This is a genomic window from Streptomyces sp. NPDC023527, from assembly GCF_055560115.1.
The window spans coordinates 229,977-252,097 of the sequence record NZ_JBVHJJ010000002.1 but is presented as its reverse complement, the minus strand read 5'-3'; the positions used below and the strand labels follow the sequence as shown (position 1 = coordinate 252,097).

18 protein-coding genes and 1 pseudogene are annotated in these 22,121 nt (G+C 73.7%); 10 read left to right on the top strand and 9 right to left on the bottom strand.

Annotated features, from left to right (window positions below):
- Positions 1-27 precede the first annotated feature (27 nt).
- Both ACZ303_RS04655 and ACZ303_RS04650 read left to right on the top strand, forming a co-directional pair.
- Positions 28-381 carry a DUF6247 family protein gene (locus ACZ303_RS04655; RefSeq protein ID WP_467335008.1) on the top strand — a complete coding sequence of 118 codons (354 nt, stop codon included), beginning with the start codon at positions 28-30 and terminating at the stop codon, positions 379-381.
- Positions 378-641: a hypothetical protein gene (locus ACZ303_RS04650; protein WP_467335006.1), complete on the top strand. Its 264-nt coding sequence runs from the start codon at positions 378-380 to the stop codon at positions 639-641. The genes ACZ303_RS04655 and ACZ303_RS04650 overlap by 4 nt, the downstream gene beginning before the upstream one ends.
- Positions 642-683: 42 nt before the next feature.
- Here the strand turns inward: ACZ303_RS04650 and ACZ303_RS04645 are convergent, their stop codons facing one another.
- The 3 genes from ACZ303_RS04645 to ACZ303_RS04635 form a co-directional block, all read right to left on the bottom strand.
- Positions 684-2,285, bottom strand: coding sequence for a sigma-70 family RNA polymerase sigma factor (locus tag ACZ303_RS04645; protein ID WP_467335004.1), 1,602 nt, complete (start codon positions 2,283-2,285; stop codon positions 684-686).
- A gap of 118 nt (positions 2,286-2,403) precedes the next feature.
- Positions 2,404-3,864, bottom strand: coding sequence for a PH domain-containing protein (locus ACZ303_RS04640; protein ID WP_467335002.1), 1,461 nt, complete (start codon positions 3,862-3,864; stop codon positions 2,404-2,406).
- Complete coding sequence (locus tag ACZ303_RS04635) at positions 3,861-4,388, bottom strand: PH domain-containing protein (protein WP_467335000.1); 528 nt, start codon at positions 4,386-4,388, stop codon at positions 3,861-3,863. The genes ACZ303_RS04640 and ACZ303_RS04635 overlap by 4 nt, the downstream gene beginning before the upstream one ends.
- Positions 4,389-4,448: 60 nt before the next feature.
- Between ACZ303_RS04635 and ACZ303_RS04630 the strand changes: the two genes are divergently transcribed.
- Positions 4,449-5,075 (top strand): TetR/AcrR family transcriptional regulator, encoded by a 627-nt coding sequence (locus ACZ303_RS04630; protein WP_467334998.1) that lies wholly within the window; start codon positions 4,449-4,451, stop codon positions 5,073-5,075.
- Between the two features lie 13 nt (positions 5,076-5,088).
- Here ACZ303_RS04630 and ACZ303_RS04625 read toward each other — a convergent pair whose 3' ends face one another.
- From ACZ303_RS04625 to ACZ303_RS04605, 5 genes are all read right to left on the bottom strand, one after another.
- Positions 5,089-7,188, bottom strand: a complete 2,100-nt coding sequence (locus ACZ303_RS04625) for an FUSC family protein (RefSeq protein ID WP_467334996.1) — start codon at positions 7,186-7,188, stop codon at positions 5,089-5,091.
- A gap of 144 nt (positions 7,189-7,332) precedes the next feature.
- Positions 7,333-7,539: a helix-turn-helix transcriptional regulator gene (locus ACZ303_RS04620; RefSeq protein WP_467334994.1), complete on the bottom strand. Its 207-nt coding sequence runs from the start codon at positions 7,537-7,539 to the stop codon at positions 7,333-7,335.
- A 210-nt stretch (positions 7,540-7,749) separates the two neighbouring features.
- Positions 7,750-8,751, bottom strand: a complete 1,002-nt coding sequence (locus tag ACZ303_RS04615) for a Gfo/Idh/MocA family protein (RefSeq protein WP_467334992.1) — start codon at positions 8,749-8,751, stop codon at positions 7,750-7,752.
- Between the two features lies 1 nt (position 8,752).
- Complete coding sequence (locus tag ACZ303_RS04610) at positions 8,753-9,775, bottom strand: Gfo/Idh/MocA family protein (RefSeq protein WP_467334991.1); 1,023 nt, start codon at positions 9,773-9,775, stop codon at positions 8,753-8,755.
- Positions 9,776-9,816: 41 nt separating this feature from the next.
- Complete coding sequence (locus tag ACZ303_RS04605; protein ID WP_467334990.1) at positions 9,817-10,737, bottom strand: sugar phosphate isomerase/epimerase family protein; 921 nt, start codon at positions 10,735-10,737, stop codon at positions 9,817-9,819.
- Between the two features lie 173 nt (positions 10,738-10,910).
- Between ACZ303_RS04605 and iolC the strand changes: the two are divergent.
- From iolC to ACZ303_RS04570, 7 genes and pseudogenes are all read left to right on the top strand, one after another.
- Positions 10,911-11,897 (top strand): annotated as a pseudogene (iolC, locus tag ACZ303_RS04600) (5-dehydro-2-deoxygluconokinase); the annotation flags it as partial.
- A gap of 436 nt (positions 11,898-12,333) precedes the next feature.
- Positions 12,334-13,224 (top strand): Cgl0159 family (beta/alpha)8-fold protein, encoded by an 891-nt coding sequence (locus ACZ303_RS04595; RefSeq protein WP_467334989.1) that lies wholly within the window; start codon positions 12,334-12,336, stop codon positions 13,222-13,224.
- A 41-nt stretch (positions 13,225-13,265) separates the two neighbouring features.
- Positions 13,266-14,144, top strand: a complete 879-nt coding sequence (gene iolB / locus ACZ303_RS04590; RefSeq protein WP_467334987.1) for a 5-deoxy-glucuronate isomerase — start codon at positions 13,266-13,268, stop codon at positions 14,142-14,144.
- Positions 14,141-16,030 carry a 3D-(3,5/4)-trihydroxycyclohexane-1,2-dione acylhydrolase (decyclizing) gene (iolD, locus tag ACZ303_RS04585; protein WP_467334985.1) on the top strand — a complete coding sequence of 630 codons (1,890 nt, stop codon included), beginning with the start codon at positions 14,141-14,143 and terminating at the stop codon, positions 16,028-16,030. The genes iolB and iolD overlap by 4 nt, the downstream gene beginning before the upstream one ends.
- Before the next feature lie 19 nt (positions 16,031-16,049).
- On the top strand, positions 16,050-17,543 hold the full coding sequence (gene mmsA, locus ACZ303_RS04580) for a CoA-acylating methylmalonate-semialdehyde dehydrogenase (protein ID WP_467334984.1): 1,494 nt from the start codon (positions 16,050-16,052) through the stop codon (positions 17,541-17,543).
- Positions 17,544-17,755: 212 nt separating this feature from the next.
- Complete coding sequence (locus ACZ303_RS04575) at positions 17,756-17,974, top strand: heavy-metal-associated domain-containing protein (RefSeq protein WP_215082076.1); 219 nt, start codon at positions 17,756-17,758, stop codon at positions 17,972-17,974.
- Between the two features lie 50 nt (positions 17,975-18,024).
- A complete protein-coding gene (locus ACZ303_RS04570; RefSeq protein ID WP_467334980.1) occupies positions 18,025-20,280 on the top strand; it encodes a heavy metal translocating P-type ATPase in 2,256 nt (751 codons plus the stop codon).
- Positions 20,281-20,664: 384 nt separating this feature from the next.
- On the opposite strand, the gene ACZ303_RS04565 is transcribed toward ACZ303_RS04570, so the two are convergent.
- Positions 20,665-21,951: a citrate synthase gene (locus tag ACZ303_RS04565; RefSeq protein ID WP_467334978.1), complete on the bottom strand. Its 1,287-nt coding sequence runs from the start codon at positions 21,949-21,951 to the stop codon at positions 20,665-20,667.
- Positions 21,952-22,121 lie beyond the last annotated feature (170 nt).

The following is a 22,121-nucleotide window of genomic DNA, read 5'->3' as shown; positions in this document are numbered from 1 at the left end:
CACCACAGCCGCTCAGGAGTTGCCTCGGTGACCGAGCAGCACACCAGCCCCGACGGGCCGCTGATCCCCATGCCGGCGCTCACCCCGGCGGCACTCCGGGCAGCGGTGGCGCAGATCGCCCCCGCCCACCTGCCGGCGTTCGTCGAGCATCTGGACCGGGCGGTGGAACAGGCCGCGGCGCAGAGCACGATCAGCCCACTGCGCACGTTTCTCCAGCGGTGGGGCGAATTCGTGGCCGTCCAACGCCACCCCGCCCGTGCCGCCCGGTTGCGTGAGCTGGAAGCCGCCGCCGAGGCCGCGACCGACCGCGAAGTGCTGCGGCCCGCGCTCGCCGAGATCCGATGGATCATGGACGAGGCGCGGCGCGAGGTCTCTCCGTGAGCGACGCGTGGACCTGGGACCACGACCCGGACAGTGATCACATGGTGGGCGGACTGCCGTCGGCCGTCGTAGCGGAGGTCGAGCGTCTGGCCGAGCAGCTGGCGGTGCTCGGCCAGGACGCCGCCCACGCGGGGGAAGGCGCGCTCCACGGCGGTGGCCTGCGGTCCTTGGACATCTTCGGTGGACGCGGGTTCCCGATGTTCCTCGCCGCGGAGCGCCTTCGTCTCGTGGTGATCACGCGGGTGGCGTGGGCCGGCTGAGGCTGCCACCGGCCTGTGGCCCCGGTCTTCTCGGCGGCCCGCTCACCGCGCCCCGAAGACCTGGGTCCAGCGGGGGCCGCCCGGGGAGTGGTTGACGCCTACGCCTATCTCCTTGAACGAGCAGTTGAGGATGTTCTTGCGGTGGCCGTCGCTCTTCATCCAGGAGTCCATGACCGCGGCGGCGTCCTGCTGGCCGTAGGCGATGTTCTCGCCGTAGGTGCTCCAGCGGTAGCCGGCGGCGGTGATGCGTTCGCCGGGGCCGGCGCCGTCGGGGTTGGTGTGGTTGAAGAAGCCGCGGGCGGCCATGTCGTCGGAGTGGCCCTGGGCGGCGCTGTCCAGGGTGCCGTTCTCGGTGACGGGCGAGCAGCCGGCCTTGGCGCGTTCGGCGTTGACGAGGTTGGTGACCTGCTGGCCGAGCGAGCCGCCGCCCTTGCCGGCGGCCGGGGCGCGGGGGGCCTTGGGCGCGGGGCGGGCGGTGGTGGTGTCGGGCTTCGGGGCCGGGGAGTCGGCGGTGCGGCTCGGTCCGGGCGAGGCGGAGGAGGAGGCGGAGGCGCTCGGCTTCGCCGAAGCGCTCGCGCTGCTGCTCGCCGAGGGCGACGGCGAGGAGCTCGGCAGCGGGGAGCTGCCGGCGTCCAGCGCCTTGACCCGGCTCGGCAGTTCCTCACCGGCCTTGACGGGCCGGTCCTCGCTGTCCGGGGAGCCGGAGAAGAAGTGCAGGCCGCCCAGGACGCCGCCGGTGAGGACGGCCAGTGCGGCGGCCGCGCCGGCGACGCGCTTCACGGGGCGCCGGCGGCGGCCGGCCCGGTGCGATCCGCCGGTGTCCGCGCGGTGGCTCGCGGCGACCGGCTCGGTGCGCGGCGCGGCCCCGCCGCCCCACCAGCCGAGCAGCGCGCCCGCGACGGGCACCAGGCCGAGGCCCACGAGCAGGCCCTCGGCGGGTACGAGCGCGGACCAGGCACCGCCGCAGGCGGCGCAGCCGCGGGCGTGGCGGGCTATGCGCTTGCGCCAGAGGGCGGAGGGGACACCGTCCCAGGGGGCGGTGAGTTCGGCGAGTTCCCGGCAGCGCGGGGTGGTGGCGAGGGCGCGTACCACGCCGCGTGCCGTGTCCAGCTGTTCCTTGGTGCGCTGCACGCGGACGGCCGTGTGCTGGGGGGAGAGTTCCAGCGCGGCGGCGACCTCGGCGCGGGTCAGCTCGCCGGCGGCCTCCAGCCACCACAGCGACAGAACGGTCTGCTCGCCCTCGTCGAGCCAGCGGGTGGCCTCCGCGACCTCCTTGCGCTGACCCTGCAGGCCGAGCCTGACGATGGTCAGGTCGACGAAGTCCGCCTGGGGGTCGGGGACTTCCGCGACTTCCTGCAAGCCACTGACGGGTGCCTCGGGGCGGTCCCGCCAGTGGCTTCGTATCTGGTTGGTGGTGATGGCGACGAGCCAGGACCGGAAGCGCGAGGGGTCGCGCAGTTCGTCCAGGCCGTTGATGACTCGGAGCATGCTCTCCTGCACGACGTCATCGACGTCCGGGTTGCCGTTCAGCGCCCGTCCGACGATGTTGTAGACGAGTGGCAGATATGCGGCGACGAGTTCGTCCTGTGCCGCCGGGTCCCCGGCTCGCGCCGCCTCGACCACGGCCACGCTCTCACTCTTCACGCCCCGCCCACCTCATTCCGTTCGGTCCGACACATAGGAGACGCGAGAGGCTACGCGGGATAACGGAAATCGGGGAAGAAAAATCCGGAAGTTTTCGCACACAGGTTTAAGCGCGGGTTCAGCGATCCAGAAACTCCGCCACGATGCCCGGAGCCGCCGCTTCCGCGAAGTGCGCCGCGTCCGCCGCCGACATGTCCCGTATGCGGTATCCATCCTCGCCCGCCGCGACGGCCGCCGTCACGGTGACCAGTCCGGCCCGCCGGGAGAACGGCGTCTCGGTGAAGGTCCACGCCTGGACGGACCTCCGCTCAAGGACCGTCGTCTCCCGCCCGAACGTCCCGGACCGCACGATCAGGTGCCGCCCCCGGACGCCGTGCCCGAGGCCGCGCCAGGCGTCGCGCGCGAGCCCGTAGGCGATCGGCGCCGCGAGCAGCGCGTAGCCCGCCGCGCAGTACAGCAGTACGGGCGTGAGCAGCCATCCCAGCACCGTGAGCGCCGCGGCCGGCGGCAGCACCGTCCAGGTGAGGGCGCGCACGACCCGTCGGCGGAGGGCGGCGCGCGGGTGCGGGGTCAGCCCGTCGGCCTCCACGGGCCCGCCGAGCACGCCCTCGCACACCCGCAGCGCCTCGGCGCGCGGCGCGGGCGGCAGGACGACGCTGCGCCCGCGGTTCTCCTCGCGGGCACCGAGGCCGCCCGCGACGGCCCGTACGCTCGCGCCGCCGCCGGCGCGCAGCAGGAGCGGTTCGCGCAGGGTCACCCCGCACAGGCGGGCGCGTTCGATGGAGACGGAGCGGGTGGTGAACAGGCCGCGGCGGACGCGCAGGGTGGTGGCGTCGGTCCACTCCAGGCGGTACGACCACCAGTTCTCGGCGTACAGCGCCACCGCGCCGGCCGTGCCGAGGGCGGTGACGGCGAGCAGCGCCGCGGGGACGGTGAGCCAGAGGGCGCTGTCGCCGAACTCCTCGAAGGCGTCGCGCACGAAGCCGATCCGCCACGGCCGCACGCCGAGGCCGTCGAGCGCCCGCCAGAGCCCGCCGGCGGCGGTGAGGACGCCGCCGAAGACCCAGAAGGTCAGGGGCGCGTAGCGCAGCCGGCGCGGGTCGGCGGTGGCGAGCAGCGGGTTGCCGGCGTCGCGGGCCCCGGCGCGGGCGAGGAGTTCGGCCCGCAGCCGGACCGCCTCGGGGCGGGCGAGGGCGTCCAGGGTGAGTTCGGCGCCGTGGCCGCCGGTGCCGGCGCGCAGGACGGCGAGGCCGAGGAGGCGATGGGCGGGGTTGGCGGTGAGGTCGACGTTGCGGACACGGCGCAGGGGGATCGCGCGGACGCGGCGGGTGAACAGGCCGGTGCGCAGCTCGAAGGAGTCGGCGGTGACGCGGTAGCGGGTGCGCCGCCAGGTGATCATTCCGGCCGTGGCGATGGAGGTGAAGACCACCGCGATGACGGCGAGGGTGATCCGGGCCCGGGCGTCGAGCCGGCCGCCGGTGGCGAGCGCGGTGAGGGCGAGCGAGCCGAGCGGGGCGGCCGCCCAGGCGCAGTGGACGGCCAGGGTGCGGGGGTCGAGGGTGCGCCAGGGCGTGCTCATGAGGCGTCACCGGGGGCGAGGCGGGCGGCGTCGGTGATGCGTTCGGCCAGCTGCCGGGCGTCGGCGTCGGACAGGCCCGCCATCTTCACGGCGCCGGCCGTGGAGGCGGTGGTGACGGTGACCGTGGCCAGCCCGAACGCCTGCTGGAGCGGGCCGCGGGTGGTGTCGACGGTCTGGACGCGGGAGAGCGGGGCGATGCGGCGCTTCTGCCAGTACCAGCCGGAGGCCGCGTAGACCGCGCCCTCCCCCAGCTCCCAGGCGTGGACGCGGAGGCGCAGGCGGGGCATGGCCAAGAGGTAGCCGGCGGCGGGCAGGACGAGGGTGACGAGGAGGAGGGGCGCGAGCCAGGGCAGCGCGCCGGGGAAGAAGAGCAGGGACAGCACGCCCAGCGCGAGCGCCGTGAGCAGCATCGGTCCGCTGACGGTGACCAGGGCCTGGACGGTCCACCAGCGGCGGGCGCGCGGGTCGACGGCGTTGCGCGGCGGCCGGAGCCTGACGCGCGGGTGGTTCCGGTGTGCGGCCATCGCTGCACCTATTCTTTCCAAGTCAGTTGTACTGGCAGAGGTCAAGCTATAGCAATACAGATGACTTACGAAAGTGGAGGCGACGGCGTGCCCAAGCGCGTGGACCATGAGGAGCGCCGCAGGCGGATCGCCGAGGCGCTGTGGCGGATCGCCTGCGCGCGGGGGCTCGACGGGGCGAGCCTGCGCGATGTCGCGGCCGAGGCGGGGATCTCGCTGGGCCAGCTCCAGCACTACTTCTCCAGCAAGGACGAGATGCTCGTCTTCGCCCTCGGCCACATCAGCGACCTCGCCGCGCGGCGCGTCGGCGAGCGTCTGCGCACGCTCTCCGGCACGCCCGCCCCCCGCGACGTGCTCCGGGAGTCGATCAAGGAGATGCTCCCGCTGGACGAGAAGAGCCGCACCGGCCATCTCGTCCAGATCGCCTATTTCGTCCGGGCCGTCCACGACGAACGGCTGCGCGGCCACGCCAAGGAGGGCGTCCCGGCGCTGCGGGAGTTCTTCGCCGGCCGGATCCGCGAGGGCGTCGACCGCGGTGAGGTCGCCGCCGACCGCGACCCGGACACGGAGGCCGCGCTGCTGATCGCCCTGATCGACGGGCTCGCCAGCTACAGCCTGTTGGAGGTCTGGCCGGCCGAGGAGGCGCTGCGGATGCTGGACGCGCACCTGGAGAGGCTGTTCACGCCCTGACGGTCCGACGGGCTCACGGCCTGCGCGCCGCCCGGTTGCGGCCGCCCGGTCCCGGCGACAGCGCCGTCGCCAGCTCCTCCAGAGCGTCCATCAGCAGCTCGCTCCCCCGCAATGCGACCCCGGTGTCGCCTTCCTGTTCCCGCCAGGTGTCGAGCGCCGCGCGGGGTCCGCTCCAGTCCACCTCGCGCCGCTCGCGTACGGCCGCGGCGGCGTCCGGCAGCGCCGCCTGGAGGGCGTCGGCGAACGCGCCCGCCCCCTTGGACGGCTCGGCCTCCCGGTCCGGAAGGTGGGCCTCCATCAGCATCGTCGCCCGGCCCATGGTGGCGAGCGCCGCCTCCGCCGCCCGCTCGGCGGTGCGGGAGATGCCGCGGTGCCGTACGGGCTCGGTCAGCGCGCGGGCGGCCGCGTCGTCCCAGGCCGTACGCGCCGCCCGCGAGTCCAGCAGGGCCTCCCGCACCCGGCGCGGCTTGCGGTCGGCGGGCGCGGCGAACGCGCCGAGCACGGCCAGGGCGTAGCGGCCGTTGGCGGTGAGCCAGTCGGCGAGCCGGTCGCGCAGCCGGGGCGTCTCCCAGGTGGGGAAGAGCGCGTACGCGGCCATCGCCAGCAGCCCGCCCAGCAGGGTGAGCGCCACGCGCGCCTGGACGGTCTGCGACCAGCCCTCGCCCCCGATGCCGAGCAGGAAGACGACGTAGGCGGCGATGCAGGCCGAGGCCACGCTGTAGCCCGTGCCCATCAGCAGGTACATCAGACCGATGCACAGCACCGCCAGCGCCGCGCACACGTACGTGCCGGGGTGGGACGCCGCCATCAGCGCTCCGGCGAAGAGGACTCCGACGACCGTGCCGGCGAAGCGGCCGACGCCGCGCGAGTACGTCTGGCCGAAGTCGGGCCGCATCACCATCACGGAGGTCAGCGGCGCCCAGTAGCCGTGTCCCAGCGGCAGCGCGCTGCCCAGGGCGTAGCCGATCAGGGCCACGACCGACACCCGTACCGCGTGCCGTCCGATCGCCGAGGACCAGCGCGCCTCGCGGCGCACCGCCTGCAGGCCCACGGGGACGAGCCGGGGGACCGAGGGCCGCAGCAGGTGCCGGTGTTCGCGGCCGTCCGGCTGCGGGCCCGTCGTACGGACGGGTTCGTCGGTGGCGTCGACCGCGTCGCCGAGCAGGGCGATGAGCCGCAGCGCGGAGCGGCGTGCGGCGCCGTTGAGGACCGGTCCGGACTCGGGCACCTCCAGCGCGGCCACCGCGTCGGGCGAGAGCCGCACCGGCCTGCCCCAGCGGATGGCCCGCGCGACGGAGTCCAGGACGGACGCGGCGGCGGCCAGCAGGTCACGGGCCCGGTCGCGTTCGGGGCCCTCGGCGGGCGCGCCCAGCACGGGGTCGGCGAGCGAGGCGAGCACCGGGCGGATCCGCTCGGCGACGCCGCGCGGACCGCCCAGCTGCCGTGGTCTGCTGCGGGCCTGGCGCGGGGTCAGCTCGGCGGCCTCGCGGGCGTCCATCAGGGGCTGCGGGTCGAAGCGGGCGACGGGGTCGTGGCGGAGCCGGCGCGCGTAGTCCGCCTCGGCGGCCAGGGCGTCGGCGAGCGCGTCGCGCTGGGCGCCCCAGGGGCGGATGGGCAGCAGGACGATGAGCGTGGCCTGCACCAGCCCACCGAAGGCGATCAGTCCGGCGTGGTGCAGCGCCCCGGAGACGGAGGTCGGCAGGGTGACCGTGACCAGCATGACGGCGACGGTCTGCGTCGCGATCAGGCCCGAGACCGGGCCGACCGCCCACGCCATGCCCGCCAGCAGCGTCCACACGCCCAGCAGTACGGCGAAGACGACGTGGTCGAAGGCGGCGACGTAGCCGAGGAACGTACTGATGGCCAGGCCCACCGCCACCGCGAGCGCCAGCACCGGCCGCGGCCGCCACGTCCGCTGGAAGGTCACCAGCCCCGAGGCGAACGCGCCGAACGCGGACGACACCGCCAGCTTCGGCGTCCCGAGCCACAGCATCAGCCCGATGACGATCGCGACGCCGCAGGTGCCGCGCAGCGCGACGAGCGGCGTCAGCGTGGTCCGTTCGACCGTCAGGCCGCTCCGGACGGACTTCCGCAGCGCGCTCGACCAGGTCATGCCCCGAGCTTACGATCTCGGCCGCACCGAACCGGAAGGCGCACCTCCGGTGACGTACGAGGACCCGTGCGCGAGGCCCGCGCGCCAGGGCCCCCGCCGGCGTGGTGTCGGCGGGGGCCCTGGCGAACCGGGAGGAAGGGCGGGTCAGTTTCCGTTCTCGCGCCGTGAGCGGTTGCCCGGGCGTCGAGCCACCCAGGCGCGGACGGTGTCCGCGAACCAGTAGGGCTTCCCGGCCTCGGTGAGGTCGGGCGCGGGCAGCAGTCCGTGCTTGCGGTAGGTCCGGACGGTGTCGGTCTGTACACCGAGGTGTGCCGCGATCTCCTTATAGGACCAGAGTCGACGGTCGGTCATCTCTCGCGCCTCTCCGCCGGGCCGCGGCGACGGAGGGGGATCCGTCGGGGGAGCCGCGGCTCGGCCGTCTCGATCACTCAGCCTGTGCCCGGGGAACGACGGACAGTGACAAAGCAGGCGGGGCTGTCGTCCTCCTGTGACGCACGGCCTACGGGAACGTGACGCTCGTAACAGGAAGATGACGCGGAGACAGCGAACCCGCCGCCGATGTCAGCCGATGTCCGCGACGCGCACCGGCCGGCCCTCCCGCCGCGAGACCTCGCACGCCTCGGCGACGCACAGCGCACGCAGGCCCTCCACGCCGGGACAGGGGTTCTCCGCCACCCCCCGCGCGACGCGCACGAAGGCCGCGAGCTCCGCGCGGTACGCCCCCTCGAACCGCTCCAGGAACCCCGACCACGGCCGTTCGGGCGCCGCCGGGCCGTCCGGCTCGGCCGAGGTCGTGGGCGTGCGGCCGGTCAGGCCGACCACCCACTGGTCGCGCTCGCCGGAGAGCTCCGTACGGACGTCGTAGCCGGCGCCGTTGCAGCGGGTGGCGGTGGCCGTGACGAGCGTGCCGTCGTCGAGGGTCAGGAGGGCGGCGGCGGTGTCCACGTCGCCCGCCGCCCGGAAGAAGGCCGCGCCGCCGCTGGAGCCCCGCGCGTACACCTCGGTCACCTCACGTCCCGTCAGCCACCGGACGGCGTCGAAGTCGTGGACCATGCAGTCCCGGACGAGCCCTCCCGATCGCGGCAGGAACTCCGCCGGAGGCGGCGCGGCGTCGGAGGTCACGCACCGGATGGTGTGCACCCGCCCCAGCGCACCGGAGCGCAGCGCCTCCCGCGCCGCCAGATACCCGGCGTCGAAGCGCCGCTGGAAGCCGATCTGGAGCACCGTGCCCGCCGCCTCGACCTCGCGCAGCGCGGCGATCGTGCCCGGCAGGTCGAGCGCGACGGGTTTCTCGCAGAACGCGGGCAGCCCGCCGCGCGCGGCGCGGACGATCAGCTCGGCGTGGGCCGCGGTCGCGGTGGCGATGACCACGGCGTCCACGCCGGTCCCGGTGAGGACGTCGTCCACCGAGCGCGCGGCCCGCGCGCCGACGGTTTCCGCCAGCGCCGCCGCGCGGGTCGGGTCGGCGTCCGCGACCATCAGCTCGCCGACGCCTTCCGTACGGGTCAGGGTCACGGCGTGGAAGGAGCCGATGCGCCCGGCGCCGAGCAGGCCGATCCTCATCTCAGCCCCCGTAGAGCGCCGGCCGCTCGGCGCGCTCCACCGGGACGCGTCCGCCCGTGGCCTGGGCCCGTACCGCCGCCTCGCACACCGCGGCGGCCGCGTAGCCGTCCCACACGCTCGGGCCCTCGGTGACGCCGCGCCGGGTGGCGTCCACCCAGCACTGCACCTGACGGTCGTAGGCGTCCTCGAAGCGCACGACGAAGTCCTGCGCGATCTCACCGCCCCAGCGGCCGGCGGCGTTCACGTACAGCCCGTGCGCGTCCCCGAGCCGGGCCGTGCCGCGCTCGGCGACGGCCTCGCACTGCACCTGGTAGCCGAAGCCGCAGTTGACGAAGATCTCGACGTCGACGACCGCGCCGCCGGAGGTCTCCAGCAGGACGAGCTGGGGGTCGCTCAGGCCCTCGGGCGCCGACGCGGAGCGGGCGGGCTTGAGGACGGTGACGGCGGTGATCTCCTGGTCCAGGAGCCAGCGGGTGGCGTCGATCTCGTGCACCACCGAGTCGTTGATCATCATCGGCTCGGTGAAACCGGGCGGGGTGCCGGCGTTGCGGTGCCGGCAGTGCAGCATCAGCGGGCGCCCGATCCCGCCGCCGTCGAGCAGCGCCTTGAGCCGGAGGTACTCCGCGTCGTACCGGCGCATGAAGCCGACCTGGACGCGCCGCCTGCCGAGCCGGAGCTCGGCCTCCATGACGCGCCGGGCCGCTTCGGCGTCCGGCGTGAGCGGCTTCTCGCACAGCACCGGCAGGTCGCGCGCGAACGCCTCCAGGAGCGCCGCCTCGTGTGCGGGTCCGGGCGAGGCGATGAGGACGGCGTCCACCCCGGGGTCGGCCATGGCGGCGGCCGCGTCGGTGTGGGCCGTACAGCCCTCGATGCCCCCGGCGGTCCGCTCGGCGCGGTCGCCGTCGATGTCGACGACCGCCGCCACCCGCGCTCCGCTGATGACCCCGTCGATCCGCCGGACGTGATCGGAACCCATTCTTCCGGTGCCGATGACGGCGACGCCCAGCGTGTTGTGCTGCGTCATGGTGCGTGTTCTCCCCTTCGTACGTGCGCGGACGGGCGCGCTCAGAGGCCGCAGCCGCGCAGGAACCCCCGGGTGCGCCGGGCGATGGGCAGCGGACGGTCCGGCGGGCAGGGGTACATGTCCTGCTCCACGATGGCGAACAGGTCGGCGTCCAGCTCGGCGGCGGCCGCGAGCACGGGCTCCAGCGCCGGTACGCCGCGCGGCGGTTCGCACATCACGCCCTGGCGGACCGCGGGGCCGAACGGCGTGCCCTTGGCGAGGACGTCCGCGAGGACCTCCGGGTCGACCTGCTTGAGGTGGAGGTAGCCGATCCGCTCGCCGTAGGTCTTGATGAGCTCGACGCTGTCGCCGCCGCAGTAGGCGTAGTGCCCGGTGTCCAGGCAGAGGTCGACCAGCGCGGAGTCGGTGGCGTCGAGGAAGCGCTCGACGTGGGCCTCGGTGTCGATGTGGGTGTCGGCGTGCGGGTGGACGGCGATGCCGAGGCCGTAGGTGTCGCGGACCCGGCGGGCCAGCCGCTCCATGCCCGTGGTGAGCGCGCGCCACTGATCGGACGTCAGCTCCGGGCTCTCGATCGGCTCGGCGGTCTTGTCGTCGCGCCAGAAGGAGGGGATGACGACGAGGTGGCGGGCACCCGTGTCCCGGGTCAGCTCCGCGACCCGGGAGACGTGCTCCCAGGTGGTGTCCCAGACGGCGGGGCCGCGGTGCAGGGCGGTGAAGACCGTGCCCGCGGAGACCTTCAGCCCCCGCCGCCCGGTCTCCTCGCGCAGCCGGGCGGGGTCGGTGGGGAGATAGCCGTACGGGCCGAGCTCGATCCACTCGTAGCCCGCCTCGGCGACCTCGTCCAGGAAGCGGTGCCAGGGCACCTGGGCCGGATCGTCGGCGAACCAGACGCCCCAGGAGTCCGGCGCGGAGCCGACGCGGATGCGGGACGCGGACGAGGGGCGAGGGGGGCTGACGGGCATCTGGTGGCTCTCCTCGGGCGAGGGGCGGGTTGTCCGTAGCTTCCCCGGGGGGTGGAGGAGTGTCAAGGCTTCGTCCGGACATACGGACGTAACGTCAAGTCACCGGCGAGGTACGTCTATATGTAAGGACAATTCCTTGACACGGTCGTACGGGCCCGGCTAGACCTGACCCCATGAGCGAGACGGGACCGTACGACCTGATCACGATGGGCCGGGTCGGGGTGGACCTCTACCCCCTCCGGGCCGGGGTGCCGCTCGCGCGGGTCGAGACCTTCGGCAGGTTCCTGGGCGGGTCGGCGGCCAATGTCGCGGTCGCCGCGGCCCGGCTCGGCCGCCGCCCGGCGCTGATCAGCCGCACGGGCGCCGACCCCTTCGGCGAGTACGTCCGGCAGGCGCTGCGCGACTTCGGCGTGGACGAACGGTGGGTGACGCCCGTCGCCACCGACCCCACGCCGGTCACCTTCTGTGAGATCTTCCCGCCCGACGACTTCCCGCTCTACTTCTACCGCCGGCCCAAGGCGCCCGACCTCCAGATCCGCACCGCCGAGCTGGACCTGGAGGCGGTGCGCGCCGCGCGGATCTTCTGGGTGACGGGGACCGGCCTGTGCGAGGAGCCCAGCCGGTCGGCGACGCTCGCCGCGCTCGCGGCCCGCGCCAAGCGCGGGACGACGGTCTTCGACCTGGACTGGCGGCCGCTGTTCTGGGGCGGCGAGGGCGGCGCCTCGGGCGCCGGGGGCGACACCGGCGCCGCCGCGATGGCGGCCGCCCGGCCGCACTACGCGGCGGCCCTCGCGCACGCCACGGTCGCCGTCGGCAACGTGGACGAGTGCGAGGTCGCCACGGGCGAGCGGGATCCACAGGCCGCGGCGTGGGCCCTGCTCGACGCCGGGGTCGAACTCGCCGTCGTCAAGCGCGGCCCCGAGGGCGTCCTGGCCGTCCACCGCGACGGCACGACGGTCGAGGTACCGCCGGTGGAGGTCGAGGTCCTCAACGGCCTCGGCGCGGGCGACGCGTTCGGCGGCGCGCTGTGCCACGGGCTGCTCGCCGGCTGGGACCTGGAACGGACCATCCGCTACGCCAATGCCGCGGGGGCGCTGGTCGCTACACGGATCGCCTGCTCGTCGGCGATGCCGGGTCCTCCGGAGGTGGAGGGGATGTTGCGGTTCGGCCGTCCGGCCGGGGGTGTCGATTCGGCCGCCGCCATGGGCACGGGGGTCTCGGGTGCGGGGGGTGCAGCCCCCGCGCCCCGGTCGGGCCCGGGGGGTGGCGGCCGGTCGGCGGACGGCCGGTCGGCCGAGGGCAGGTCGGCCGGCGACCGTACGGCCGAGGACGGGTCGGCCGGCGACCGGCCCGCCGACACCGGCACAGCCACCACCACCGTGACCCGACCCACCACCACCGAAGACCGATCCGCCGCCAGCCCGCCCGCCGCAAGCGAATCCCGCGCCGCGGAAGATCGCCCCCTCCCCGCCAAACCCCGCCCCACCAAAGCCCAGGCCGCCCGGGCTCGGCGACGGGAAGGGCGGCGGTCGTGACGGTGATGCGGATCGAGGACCTCGCGCGGACGCGCACCCCGCAGCGGAAAAGGCGGCGCTCATGACAGCAGTGCGCATCGAGGACCTCGCGCGGACGCGCGCCCGGCGGCCCGAGGCGGTGGCGGAGGCGGCCGCGCGGCGGGTTCGGCGGACGTTCGTCGGGGAACGCGGGCGGTTGATGATCATTGCCGCCGACCATGCCGCGCGCGGTGCCCTCTCCGCCGGGGGCCGGCCCCTCGCCATGGCCAACCGCACCGACCTGCTGGAGCGGTTGTGCCTCGCGCTCTCCCGGCCCGGCGTCGACGGCGTGCTCGGTTCCGCCGACATCCTCGACGACCTGCTGCTGCTCGGCGCCCTGGAGGACAAGGTCGTCATCGGGTCGATGAACCGCGGCGGACTCGTCGGCGCCGCCTATGAGATGGACGACCGGTTCACCGGCCACCGCCCCCAGGACCTGACGGCCCTCCGCTTCGACGCCGGCAAGCTCCTGCTGCGCGTCGACCACGACGACCCCGGCTCGCTCACGACGCTGCACTCCGCCGCCCGCGTCATCGACGAGATGGCCGCCCGGCGGCTGCCCGTCTTCGTCGAGCCGTTCCTGTCCCGGCGCGTGGCCGGCAAGGTCGTCAACGACCTGGGCGCCGACGCCGTCACCACGTCCATCGCCATCGCCTCCGGGCTCGCCGGCACCTCCGCATACACCTGGCTCAAGGTGCCGGTCACCGAGGATCCCGCCGACATGGCCCGGGTGATGGAGACCTCCACGCTCCCGGCGGTGCTGCTGGGCGGCGATGTCGCCGACGGCCCGGCCGGCCAGGACGCCGCGTACGAGAAGTGGCGCACGGCGCTGCGCCTGCCGACCGTCCAAGGGCTCGTCGTCGGCCGTTCGTTGCTCTATCCGGCCGACGGGGACGTCGCGGGCGCCGTCGACACGGCCGTAGGACTGCTGTGACGCTTGTGTCCCATACGGCGTCAGGAGAGACGAGAAACCGCATGACTTCCGCTCACCACCTCCCCGTCGGCAGCGCTGCCGACGGCGGCCCGTACAGCCTGGACATCGGCCCCGAGCAGGCCGGCTGGGACTACTCCTCGCTGCGCGTGCTGACCCTCGCGCCCGGGTCCACGCACACCTTCACCGCGGGCGACAGCGAGTGGATCGTGCTGCCGCTGACCGGCGGCTGCACGGTCACCACGGACGGGCAGCCCTTCGAACTGCACGGCCGCGAGGGCGTGTTCACGGGCGTCACCGACTTCGCGTACGTACCGCGCGACTCCCAGGTCACGATCCGCACCCGCGCGGGCGGTCGGTTCGCGCTCACCGGCGCGCGCTGCGAGCGCCGCCTGCCCGCCCGTTACGGGCCCGCGTCCGGCGTCCCCGTCGAGCTGCGCGGCACGGGCAACTGCTCGCGCCAGGTCAACAACTTCGCGGCGGCGGGCGTCTTCGACTGCGACCGGCTGATCGCCGTCGAGGTCCTCACCCCCGGCGGCAACTGGTCCTCCTACCCGCCGCACAAGCACGACGAGCGGCGGCCCGGCGAGGAGTCGCAGCTGGAGGAGATCTACTACTTCGAGATCGACGGCGAGGCGGGGCTGGGTTATCAGCGGGTCTCACCGTCCCGGCCCGGCGGCACCGACGTCCTCGCGGAGGTCCGTACCGGCGACGCCGTGCTGATCCCCGACGGCTGGCACGGCCCGTCCATGGCCACGCCCGGCCACGACATGTACTACCTCAATGTGATGGCCGGACCCGGCGCCGAGCGCGAGTGGCTCATTCGCGACCATCCCGACCACGCCTGGATCCGCGCCACCTGGCCCGAGCAGCCCGTCGACCCCCGGCTGCCCCGCTTCCCCGTCCCCGGAGACGCCCGATGACCGCGACCCGGACCCCGACCCGGCGGCTCACGGTCGCCCAGGCCCTGGTGGAGTTCCTCTCCCATCAGTACACCGAGCGCGACGGGCGGCGGCAGCGGCTGGTCACCGCGTGCTGGGGGATCTTCGGCCACGGCAACGTCGCCGGCGTGGGCCAGGCGCTGCTGGAGTCCGGGGACGACCTGCCGTATCTCCAGGGCCGCAACGAACAGGCCATGGTCCACGCCGCCGTGGGCTACGCCCGCCAGCGCGACCGGCTCGCCGCGCACGCGGTCACCACCTCCATCGGGCCGGGCGCCACCAACCTCGTCACCGGCGCCGCCCTCGCCACGATCAACCGGCTGCCGGTCCTGCTGCTGCCCGGCGACACCTTCGCCACCCGCCCCGCCGACCCCGTGCTCCAGCAGCTCGAACACCCCGGCGCCGGTGACATCTCCGTCAACGACTGCCTGCGCCCGGTCTCCCGGTACTTCGACCGGATCGTCCGGCCGGAGGCGCTGATCCCCGCCGCACTCCAGGCCATGCGCGTCCTGGCCGACCCCGCCGAGACCGGCGCCGTCACCCTCGCCCTGCCGCAGGACGTCCAGGCCGAGGCGTACGACTGGCCGGAGGAGTTCCTGGCCGACCGCGTCTGGCACGTACGCCGCCCCGCGCCGGCGCCCGACGTCCTCGCGGAGGCCGCGGCGGCGCTGCGGGCCGCCCGGCGCCCGCTGATCGTCGCCGGCGGGGGCGTGGTGCACAGCGGCGCGGAGGACGCGCTGCGGGCGCTGGTGGAGGCCACCGGCATCCCCGTCGCCTCCACGCAGGCCGGCAAGGGTTCGCTGCGCCACGACCACCCGGCGGACGTCGGCGGCATCGGCCACACCGGCACCGCCGTCGCCGACGCGCTCGCCCGCGCCGCCGATCTGGTCCTGGGCGTCGGCACCCGCTACAGCGACTTCACCACCGCCTCCGGCACCCTCTTCGCGGACCCGGACGTGCGCTTCGTCAACCTCAACATCGCCGCCGCCGACGCCCACAAGATGGCCGGCCTCGCGGTCGTCGCCGACGCCCGCGCCGGCCTGGAGGCGCTGACCGGAGCGCTGGCCGGCCACCGCGTCCAGGAGGCGTACGAGAGCGAGTACGCGGCCGGGAAGGCGCGGTGGGAGGAGGCCGTCCGGCGCGCGTACGCCTGGCAGGACGCCGGGGCGCGGCCCACCCAGGCGCAGGTACTCGGCGCGCTGGACTCCGTCGTCGGCGACGAGGACGTGATCGTCAACGCGGCCGGCTCGCTCCCCGGCGACCTGCACAAGCTCTGGCGGGCCCGCTCCCGCCGCCAGTACCACCTCGAATACGGGTATTCCTGCATGGGTTACGAGATCCCCGCCGCGATCGGGGTGCGGCTGGCCGCGCCCGACCGGCCGGTGTGGGCGCTCGTCGGCGACGGCACGTATCTGATGATGCCGACCGAGCTGGTCACGGCCGTGCAGGAGGGCATCGCCATCAAGGTGGTCCTGGTCCAGAACCACGGTTACGCCTCCATCGGCGGCCTCTCAGAGGGCGTCGGCGGCGAACGCTTCGGCACCGCCTACCGCTTCCGGGCCGCCGACGGCACGTACACCGGCGGGCCGCTGCCGGTGGATCTCGCCGCCAACGCCGCCTCCCTGGGCATGGACGTGCTGAGCCCGCGCACCGTCGGCGAGCTGCGGGACGCGCTGGCCGAGGCGCGCGCCTCCGACCGCCCCACATGTGTCCATGTGGAGACCGAAACAGCCGACACAGTGCCGGGCGCGCCCCCCGCGCAGGCGTGGTGGGATGTGCCTGTCGCCGCGACCGCGACCCGCCCGGCGGCCCGCAGGGCCCGGGAGGAGTACGAACGGCAGGTGTCCGCCCGCCGCCGGTACCTTTGAACGTGAGAGAGGCCGCAGCATGAGGACCGTCAACCACTGGATCGACGGCAAGGCCGTCGAGGGCACCTCCGGCACGTACGGGCCGGTGACCGATCCGGCCACCGGTGCGCGGACCACGCGGGTCGCGTTCGCCTCGGCCGAGGAGGTCGACGCCGCCGTGGCCGCCGCGAAGGCGGCGTACGCGACGTGGGGCACCTCCTCGCTGGCCGCCCGCACGAGCGTGCTGTTCAAGTACCGCGCCCTGCTCGACGCCCACCGCGACGAGCTCGCCCGGCTGATCACCGCCGAGCACGGCAAGGTGCACTCCGACGCGCTGGGCGAGGTCGCCCGCGGTCTGGAGATCGTCGAGCTGGCCTGCGGGATCACCGCACAGCTCAAGGGCGAGCTGTCCACGCAGGTCTCCGGCGGGGTGGACGTCGCCGCGATCCGGCAGCCGCTCGGCGTCGTCGCGGGCATCACGCCGTTCAACTTCCCGGCCATGGTGCCGATGTGGATGTTCCCGCTGGCCATCGCCTGCGGCAACACCTTCGTCCTCAAGCCCAGCGAGAAGGACCCCTCGGCGGCGTTCCTCCTCGCCGAGCTGGCCGCGGAGGCCGGTCTCCCGGACGGCGTGCTCAACGTCGTCAACGGCGACAAGGTGGCCGTGGACCGCCTCCTGGAGCACCCGGACGTCGCGGCGGTGTCCTTCGTCGGCTCGACGCCGATCGCCCGCCACATCTTCACCACCGGCACCGCCAACGGCAAGCGCGTCCAGGCCCTCGGCGGCGCGAAGAACCACATGCTGGTCCTGCCCGATGCCGACCTCGACGCCGCCGCGGACGCGGCCGTCTCCGCGGCGTACGGCTCGGCCGGCGAGCGCTGCATGGCCGTCTCGGCGGTCGTCGCGGTCGGTGACGCGGGCGACGAGCTGGTCGCGAAGATCCGAGACCGGGCCGAGAAGATCAAGATCGGCCCCGGTGACGACCCGACGTCCGAGATGGGCCCCCTGATCACCGCCGCCCACCGCGACAAGGTGGCCTCGTACGTGGCGGGCGCGGCCGCGCAGGGTTCGGAGGTCGTCCTCGACGGCACGGGCTTCACGGTCGAGGGCCACGAGAACGGCCACTGGATCGGCCTGTCCCTGCTGGACAAGGTCCCCACCGACGCGGACGCCTACCGCGACGAGATCTTCGGACCGGTGCTGTGCGTCCTGCGCGCGGAGACGTACGAGGAGGGCCTCGCCCTGATCAACGGCTCGCCCTGGGGCAACGGCACCGCCATCTTCACCCGCGACGGCGGCGCGGCCCGCCGCTTCCAACTGGAGGTGGAGGCGGGCATGGTGGGCATCAACGTGCCCATCCCGGTTCCGGTCGGCTACCACTCCTTCGGCGGCTGGAAGGACTCCCTCTTCGGCGACCACCACATCTACGGGAACGACGGCGTCCACTTCTATACGCGCGGCAAGGTCGTCACCACGCGGTGGCCGGACCCGGCGGACAGCGCGGTCGACCTGGGGTTCCCGAGCCACCGCTGAGACACGGCGGTACGCACGCTCGACGGCCCGACGCCACCGAGGGGGTATCCCCTCGGTGGCGTCGGGCTTTTCCGGTCGGGCGCGCCGACCGCCTCCTCGAACCCGCCCCCTCGATGGATTCGCCTCTTCGACACCTCGGCCGGGAATACCCCTAGGGGGTAAGCTGTTGCCGCTTGCAGAGGACAACACACGACCTACCGAGGAGTACACCGATGAGCACCTCCACCACCGTCTACAAGGTGACCGGCATGACCTGCGGCCACTGCGAGTCCGCGGTGACCAGCGAGCTGTCGGCCCTCGACGGCGTCAGCTCCGTCAAGGCCGTGGCCTCGACCGGTGAGGTCACCGTCACCGCCACCGCCCCGCTGGACGACGAGGCCGTCCGCGCCGCCGTGGACGAGGCGGGCTACGAACTCACCGGCCGCGCCTGACCCCAGCCCGCCCCAGCCCGCCCCAGCCCTCCTTTCCGCCGGGAACACGCATGAACAGCACTGCCACCGCCCGGACGGCGCCGGCCCCCACCGAGGTCGAACTGACCATCGGCGGGATGACCTGTGCCTCGTGCGCCGCCCGCGTCGAGAAGAAGCTCAACCGGATGGACGGCGTCTCGGCGACCGTCAACTTCGCCACCGAGAAGGCCCGGATCGCCTTCGGCGAAGGCGTGGCGATCGCCGACCTCGTCGCCACCGTGGAGAGAACGGGCTACACCGCCGAGCCGCCCCCCGTCGCCGCGCCCGAGCCGGACGGCGCACCGGAGCACGACGGCGGCGGGGAGGCGGCCGGGCTGCGGCAGCGGCTGGCGGTCTCGCTGGCGCTGTCCGTCCCGGTGGTGCTGATGTCGATGGTCCCGGCGTTCCAGTTCGACAACTGGCAGTGGCTGTCGCTGACCCTGGCCGCGCCCGTCGTGGTCTGGGGCGCGCTCCCCTTCCATCGGGCCGCGTGGACCAACGCCCGGCACGGCGCCGCCACGATGGACACCCTCGTGTCGATCGGTACCCTCGCGGCGCTCGGCTGGTCGCTGTGGGCGCTGTTCCTGGGCACGGCCGGCATGCCCCACATGCGGCACGCCTTCTCGCTCACCGTCTCGCGCACGGACGGCTCGTCGGCGATCTATCTGGAGGCCGCGGCGGGGGTGACGACGTTCATCCTCGCCGGGCGCTGGCTGGAGGCGCGCTCCAAGCGCAAGGCGGGCGCGGCGCTGCGGGCGCTGCTGGAGCTGGGCGCCAAGGAGGTGACGGTGGTGCGCGGCGGCCGGGAGGAGCGCGTTCCGGTCTCCCGGCTGGCGGTCGGTGACCACTTCGTCGTGCGGCCCGGGGAGAAGATCGCCACGGACGGCCGGGTGGTCGAGGGCTCGTCGGCCGTGGACGCCTCGATGCTGACCGGCGAGTCGGTGCCGGTGGACGTGGCCGCGGGCGACACCGTGGCCGGCGCGACCGTGAACGTCTCCGGGCGCCTGGTCGTCGAGGCCACCCGCGTCGGCTCCGACACCCAGCTGGCCCGGATGGCGAAGCTCGTCGAGGACGCCCAGAGCGGCAAGGCCGAGGTGCAACGCCTCGCCGACCGGATCTCCGGCGTCTTCGTGCCCGTCGTGATCCTCATCGCGCTCGGCACCCTGGCCGGCTGGCTGCTGGCCACGGGCGACGTGACGGCCGCGTTCACCGCCTCCGTCGCCGTGCTGATCATCGCCTGCCCGTGCGCGCTCGGCCTGGCCACCCCGACGGCCCTGATGGTCGGTACGGGCCGGGGCGCGCAGCTCGGCATCCTGATCAAGGGGCCGGAGGTGTTGGAGTCCACGCGGCGGGTGGACACCGTCGTCCTGGACAAGACCGGGACGGTGACGACCGGCCGGATGGGACTGCGGGACGTGGTCACAGCGCCCGGAGTGGGCGAGCGCGAGCTGCTGCGGCTCGCCGGGGCGGTGGAGCACGCCTCCGAGCACCCGGTGGCCCGCGCCGTCGCGGCCGGTGCCGCCGAGCGGACCGGCGACCTGCCGCCCGTCGAGCACTTCGAGAGCGTCGCGGGCCTGGGCGTCCGGGGCCGGGTCGAGGGCCACGAGGTGCTGGTGGGGCGCGAGTCGCTGCTCGCCGACGCGGGCGTCGAGCTGCCGGGCGAGCTGGCGGACGCCCTGGCGGCGGCCCGGGCCGGGGGCCGCACCGCGGTGGCCGTGGCCTGGGACAAGGAGGCACGGGGTGTCATCTCGGTCGCGGACACCGTCAAGGCGACCAGCGCGCGGGCGGTGGCCGAGCTGCGGGCGCTGGGCCTGCGGCCGGTGCTGCTGACCGGCGACAACCGCGCGGTGGCCGAGTCGGTGGCCCGCGAGGTGGGGATCGACGAGGTGATCGCCGAGGTGCTGCCGCAGGACAAGGTGGCGGTCGTGGAGCGGCTGCGCGCCGAGGGCCGTACGGTCGCGATGGTCGGCGACGGCGTCAATGACGCGGCCGCCCTGGCCACGGCGGACCTGGGGCTGGCCATGGGGACCGGCACGGACGCGGCCATCGAGGCGGGCGACCTCACGCTCGTACGCGGCGATCTGCGGGTGGCGGCGGACGCGATCCGGCTCGCACGCCGGACACTCACGACCATCAAGGGCAATCTCTTCTGGGCCTTCGGCTACAACGTGGCCGCCCTGCCGCTCGCGGCGGCCGGCCTGCTCAACCCGATGATCGCGGGGGCGGCGATGGCCTTCTCTTCGGTGTTCGTCGTGACCAACAGTCTGCGGCTGCGGACCTTCGCGTAGCCCATAAAAGAGACACAACACCCACACGTTCGGGGTCTTGCCCTCCTACGTCCCCTTATGGCAAGAGACCTAGATCACAGGCATCCGAACGTAACCATTGTGGGGGGTCGAGGGTCTAACCAGGCAGTGCTGGATCGTCTTGGGGGACGGTACCGGCCACGCGTGGCCGGGGCACGTACCCGGGGAGCTTTGAGCGGCCCTCCCGTACGTACGCGTCCCGGCAGATCGCGTCGGCACCGCGCACCGCGGCTCCCGGCCGGATCCCGTGGGGGGAATCCGAATCCGGGGAACGGAAAGCGCCCCGCTCCAACCCGTGGGGGGATTGGCGGCGGGGCGCTTTTCGTGCGCTTGGGACTACTGCGCGGGCTTGCCCTGCACCGAGGGTCAGGCGCGCTCGACCGGAAGGTCGCGCTCGACGACGCCGGTGTAGATCTGGCGCGGACGGCCGATGCGCGAACCGGGCTCCTTGATCATCTCGTGCCACTGGGCGATCCAGCCGGGAAGGCGGCCGAGCGCGAAGAGCACGGTGAACATCTCGGTCGGGAAGCCCATGGCCCGGTAGATCAGACCGGTGTAGAAGTCCACGTTGGGGTAGAGGTTGCGCGAGACGAAGTAGTCGTCGGAGAGCGCGTGCTCCTCCAGCTTGAGCGCGATGTCCAGCAGCTCGTCGGACTTGCCGAGCGCCGAGAGGACATCGTGCGCCGCCGCCTTGATGATCTTCGCCCGGGGGTCGAAGCTCTTGTAGACGCGGTGCCCGAAGCCCATCAGGCGGACGCCGTCCTCCTTGTTCTTCACCTTGCGGATGAAGGAGTCGACATCGCCGCCGTTGGCCTTGATGCCTTCCAGCATCTCCAGCACCGACTGGTTGGCGCCACCGTGCAGCGGGCCCCACAGGGCGCTGATGCCGGCGGAGATCGAGGCGAACATGTTCGCCTGCGAGGAGCCGACCAGGCGCACGGTGGAGGTCGAGCAGTTCTGCTCGTGGTCCGCGTGCAGGATCAGCAGCTTGTCGAGGGCGTTGACGACGACCGGGTCCAGGTCGTACTCCGCGGCCGGCACCGAGAAGGTCATGCGCAGGAAGTTCTCGACATAGCCGAGGTCGTTGCGCGGGTAGACCACCGGGTGGCCGACCGACTTCTTGTAGGCGTACGCGGCGATCGTCGGCAGCTTGGCGAGCAGCCGGATCGTCGACAGGTGGCGCTGCTGCTCGTCGAACGGGTTGTGGCTGTCCTGGTAGAACGTCGACAGGGCGCTGACCACGGACGACAGCATGGCCATCGGGTGGGCGTCACGGGGGAAGCCGTCGTAGAAGCGCTTGACGTCCTCGTGCAGCAGCGTGTGGTGGGTGATCTCACCCTTGAAGAAGGACAGCTCGTCCGCGGACGGCAGCTCGCCGTTGATCAGCAGGTAAGCCGTCTCCAGGAACGTGCTGCGCTCGGCGAGCTGCTCGATCGGATAACCCCGGTAGCGCAGGATGCCCTGCTCGCCATCGAGGTAGGTGATCGCGGATTTGTACGCGGCGGTGTTGCCGTAACCGGAGTCCAGGGTCACCAGCCCGGTCTGGGCGCGGAGCTTGCCGATATCGAAGCCCTTGTCGCCGACGGTGCTGTCGACCACCGGGTAGGTGTATTCGCCGTCCCCGTACCGCAGTACTACAGAGTTGTCGCTCACGTCATCCCTCACCGACGTTGTGCCTCTTCTTCGAGGTGCCCTGACTACCCCTACCTTCCCCCATTTGGACGATGCACGTGCACTCGGGGTCGGCCATAGGGCCTAAAGGCGGCACTCAGTGCCGCCCAGCCTGGCCATACTGCCCCGTTCGCCCCGGTTGGTAAACCGCT

Coding starts and splice junctions, on each gene's coding strand:
- ACZ303_RS04635 (WP_467335000.1), bottom strand. CDS start 4,388: ATGGCCGCACACCGGAACCACCCGCGCGTCAGGCTCCGGCCGCCGCGC.
- ACZ303_RS04620 (WP_467334994.1), bottom strand. CDS start 7,539: ATGACCGACCGTCGACTCTGGTCCTATAAGGAGATCGCGGCACACCTC.
- ACZ303_RS04625 (WP_467334996.1), bottom strand. CDS start 7,188: ATGACCTGGTCGAGCGCGCTGCGGAAGTCCGTCCGGAGCGGCCTGACG.
- ACZ303_RS04595 (WP_467334989.1), top strand. CDS start 12,334: ATGACAGCAGTGCGCATCGAGGACCTCGCGCGGACGCGCGCCCGGCGG.
- mmsA (WP_467334984.1), top strand. CDS start 16,050: ATGAGGACCGTCAACCACTGGATCGACGGCAAGGCCGTCGAGGGCACC.
- ACZ303_RS04630 (WP_467334998.1), top strand. CDS start 4,449: ATGACTTACGAAAGTGGAGGCGACGGCGTGCCCAAGCGCGTGGACCAT.
- ACZ303_RS04610 (WP_467334991.1), bottom strand. CDS start 9,775: ATGACGCAGCACAACACGCTGGGCGTCGCCGTCATCGGCACCGGAAGA.
- ACZ303_RS04570 (WP_467334980.1), top strand. CDS start 18,025: ATGAACAGCACTGCCACCGCCCGGACGGCGCCGGCCCCCACCGAGGTC.
- ACZ303_RS04640 (WP_467335002.1), bottom strand. CDS start 3,864: ATGAGCACGCCCTGGCGCACCCTCGACCCCCGCACCCTGGCCGTCCAC.
- iolD (WP_467334985.1), top strand. CDS start 14,141: ATGACCGCGACCCGGACCCCGACCCGGCGGCTCACGGTCGCCCAGGCC.
- ACZ303_RS04615 (WP_467334992.1), bottom strand. CDS start 8,751: ATGAGGATCGGCCTGCTCGGCGCCGGGCGCATCGGCTCCTTCCACGCC.
- iolB (WP_467334987.1), top strand. CDS start 13,266: ATGACTTCCGCTCACCACCTCCCCGTCGGCAGCGCTGCCGACGGCGGC.
- ACZ303_RS04605 (WP_467334990.1), bottom strand. CDS start 10,737: ATGCCCGTCAGCCCCCCTCGCCCCTCGTCCGCGTCCCGCATCCGCGTC.
- ACZ303_RS04575 (WP_215082076.1), top strand. CDS start 17,756: ATGAGCACCTCCACCACCGTCTACAAGGTGACCGGCATGACCTGCGGC.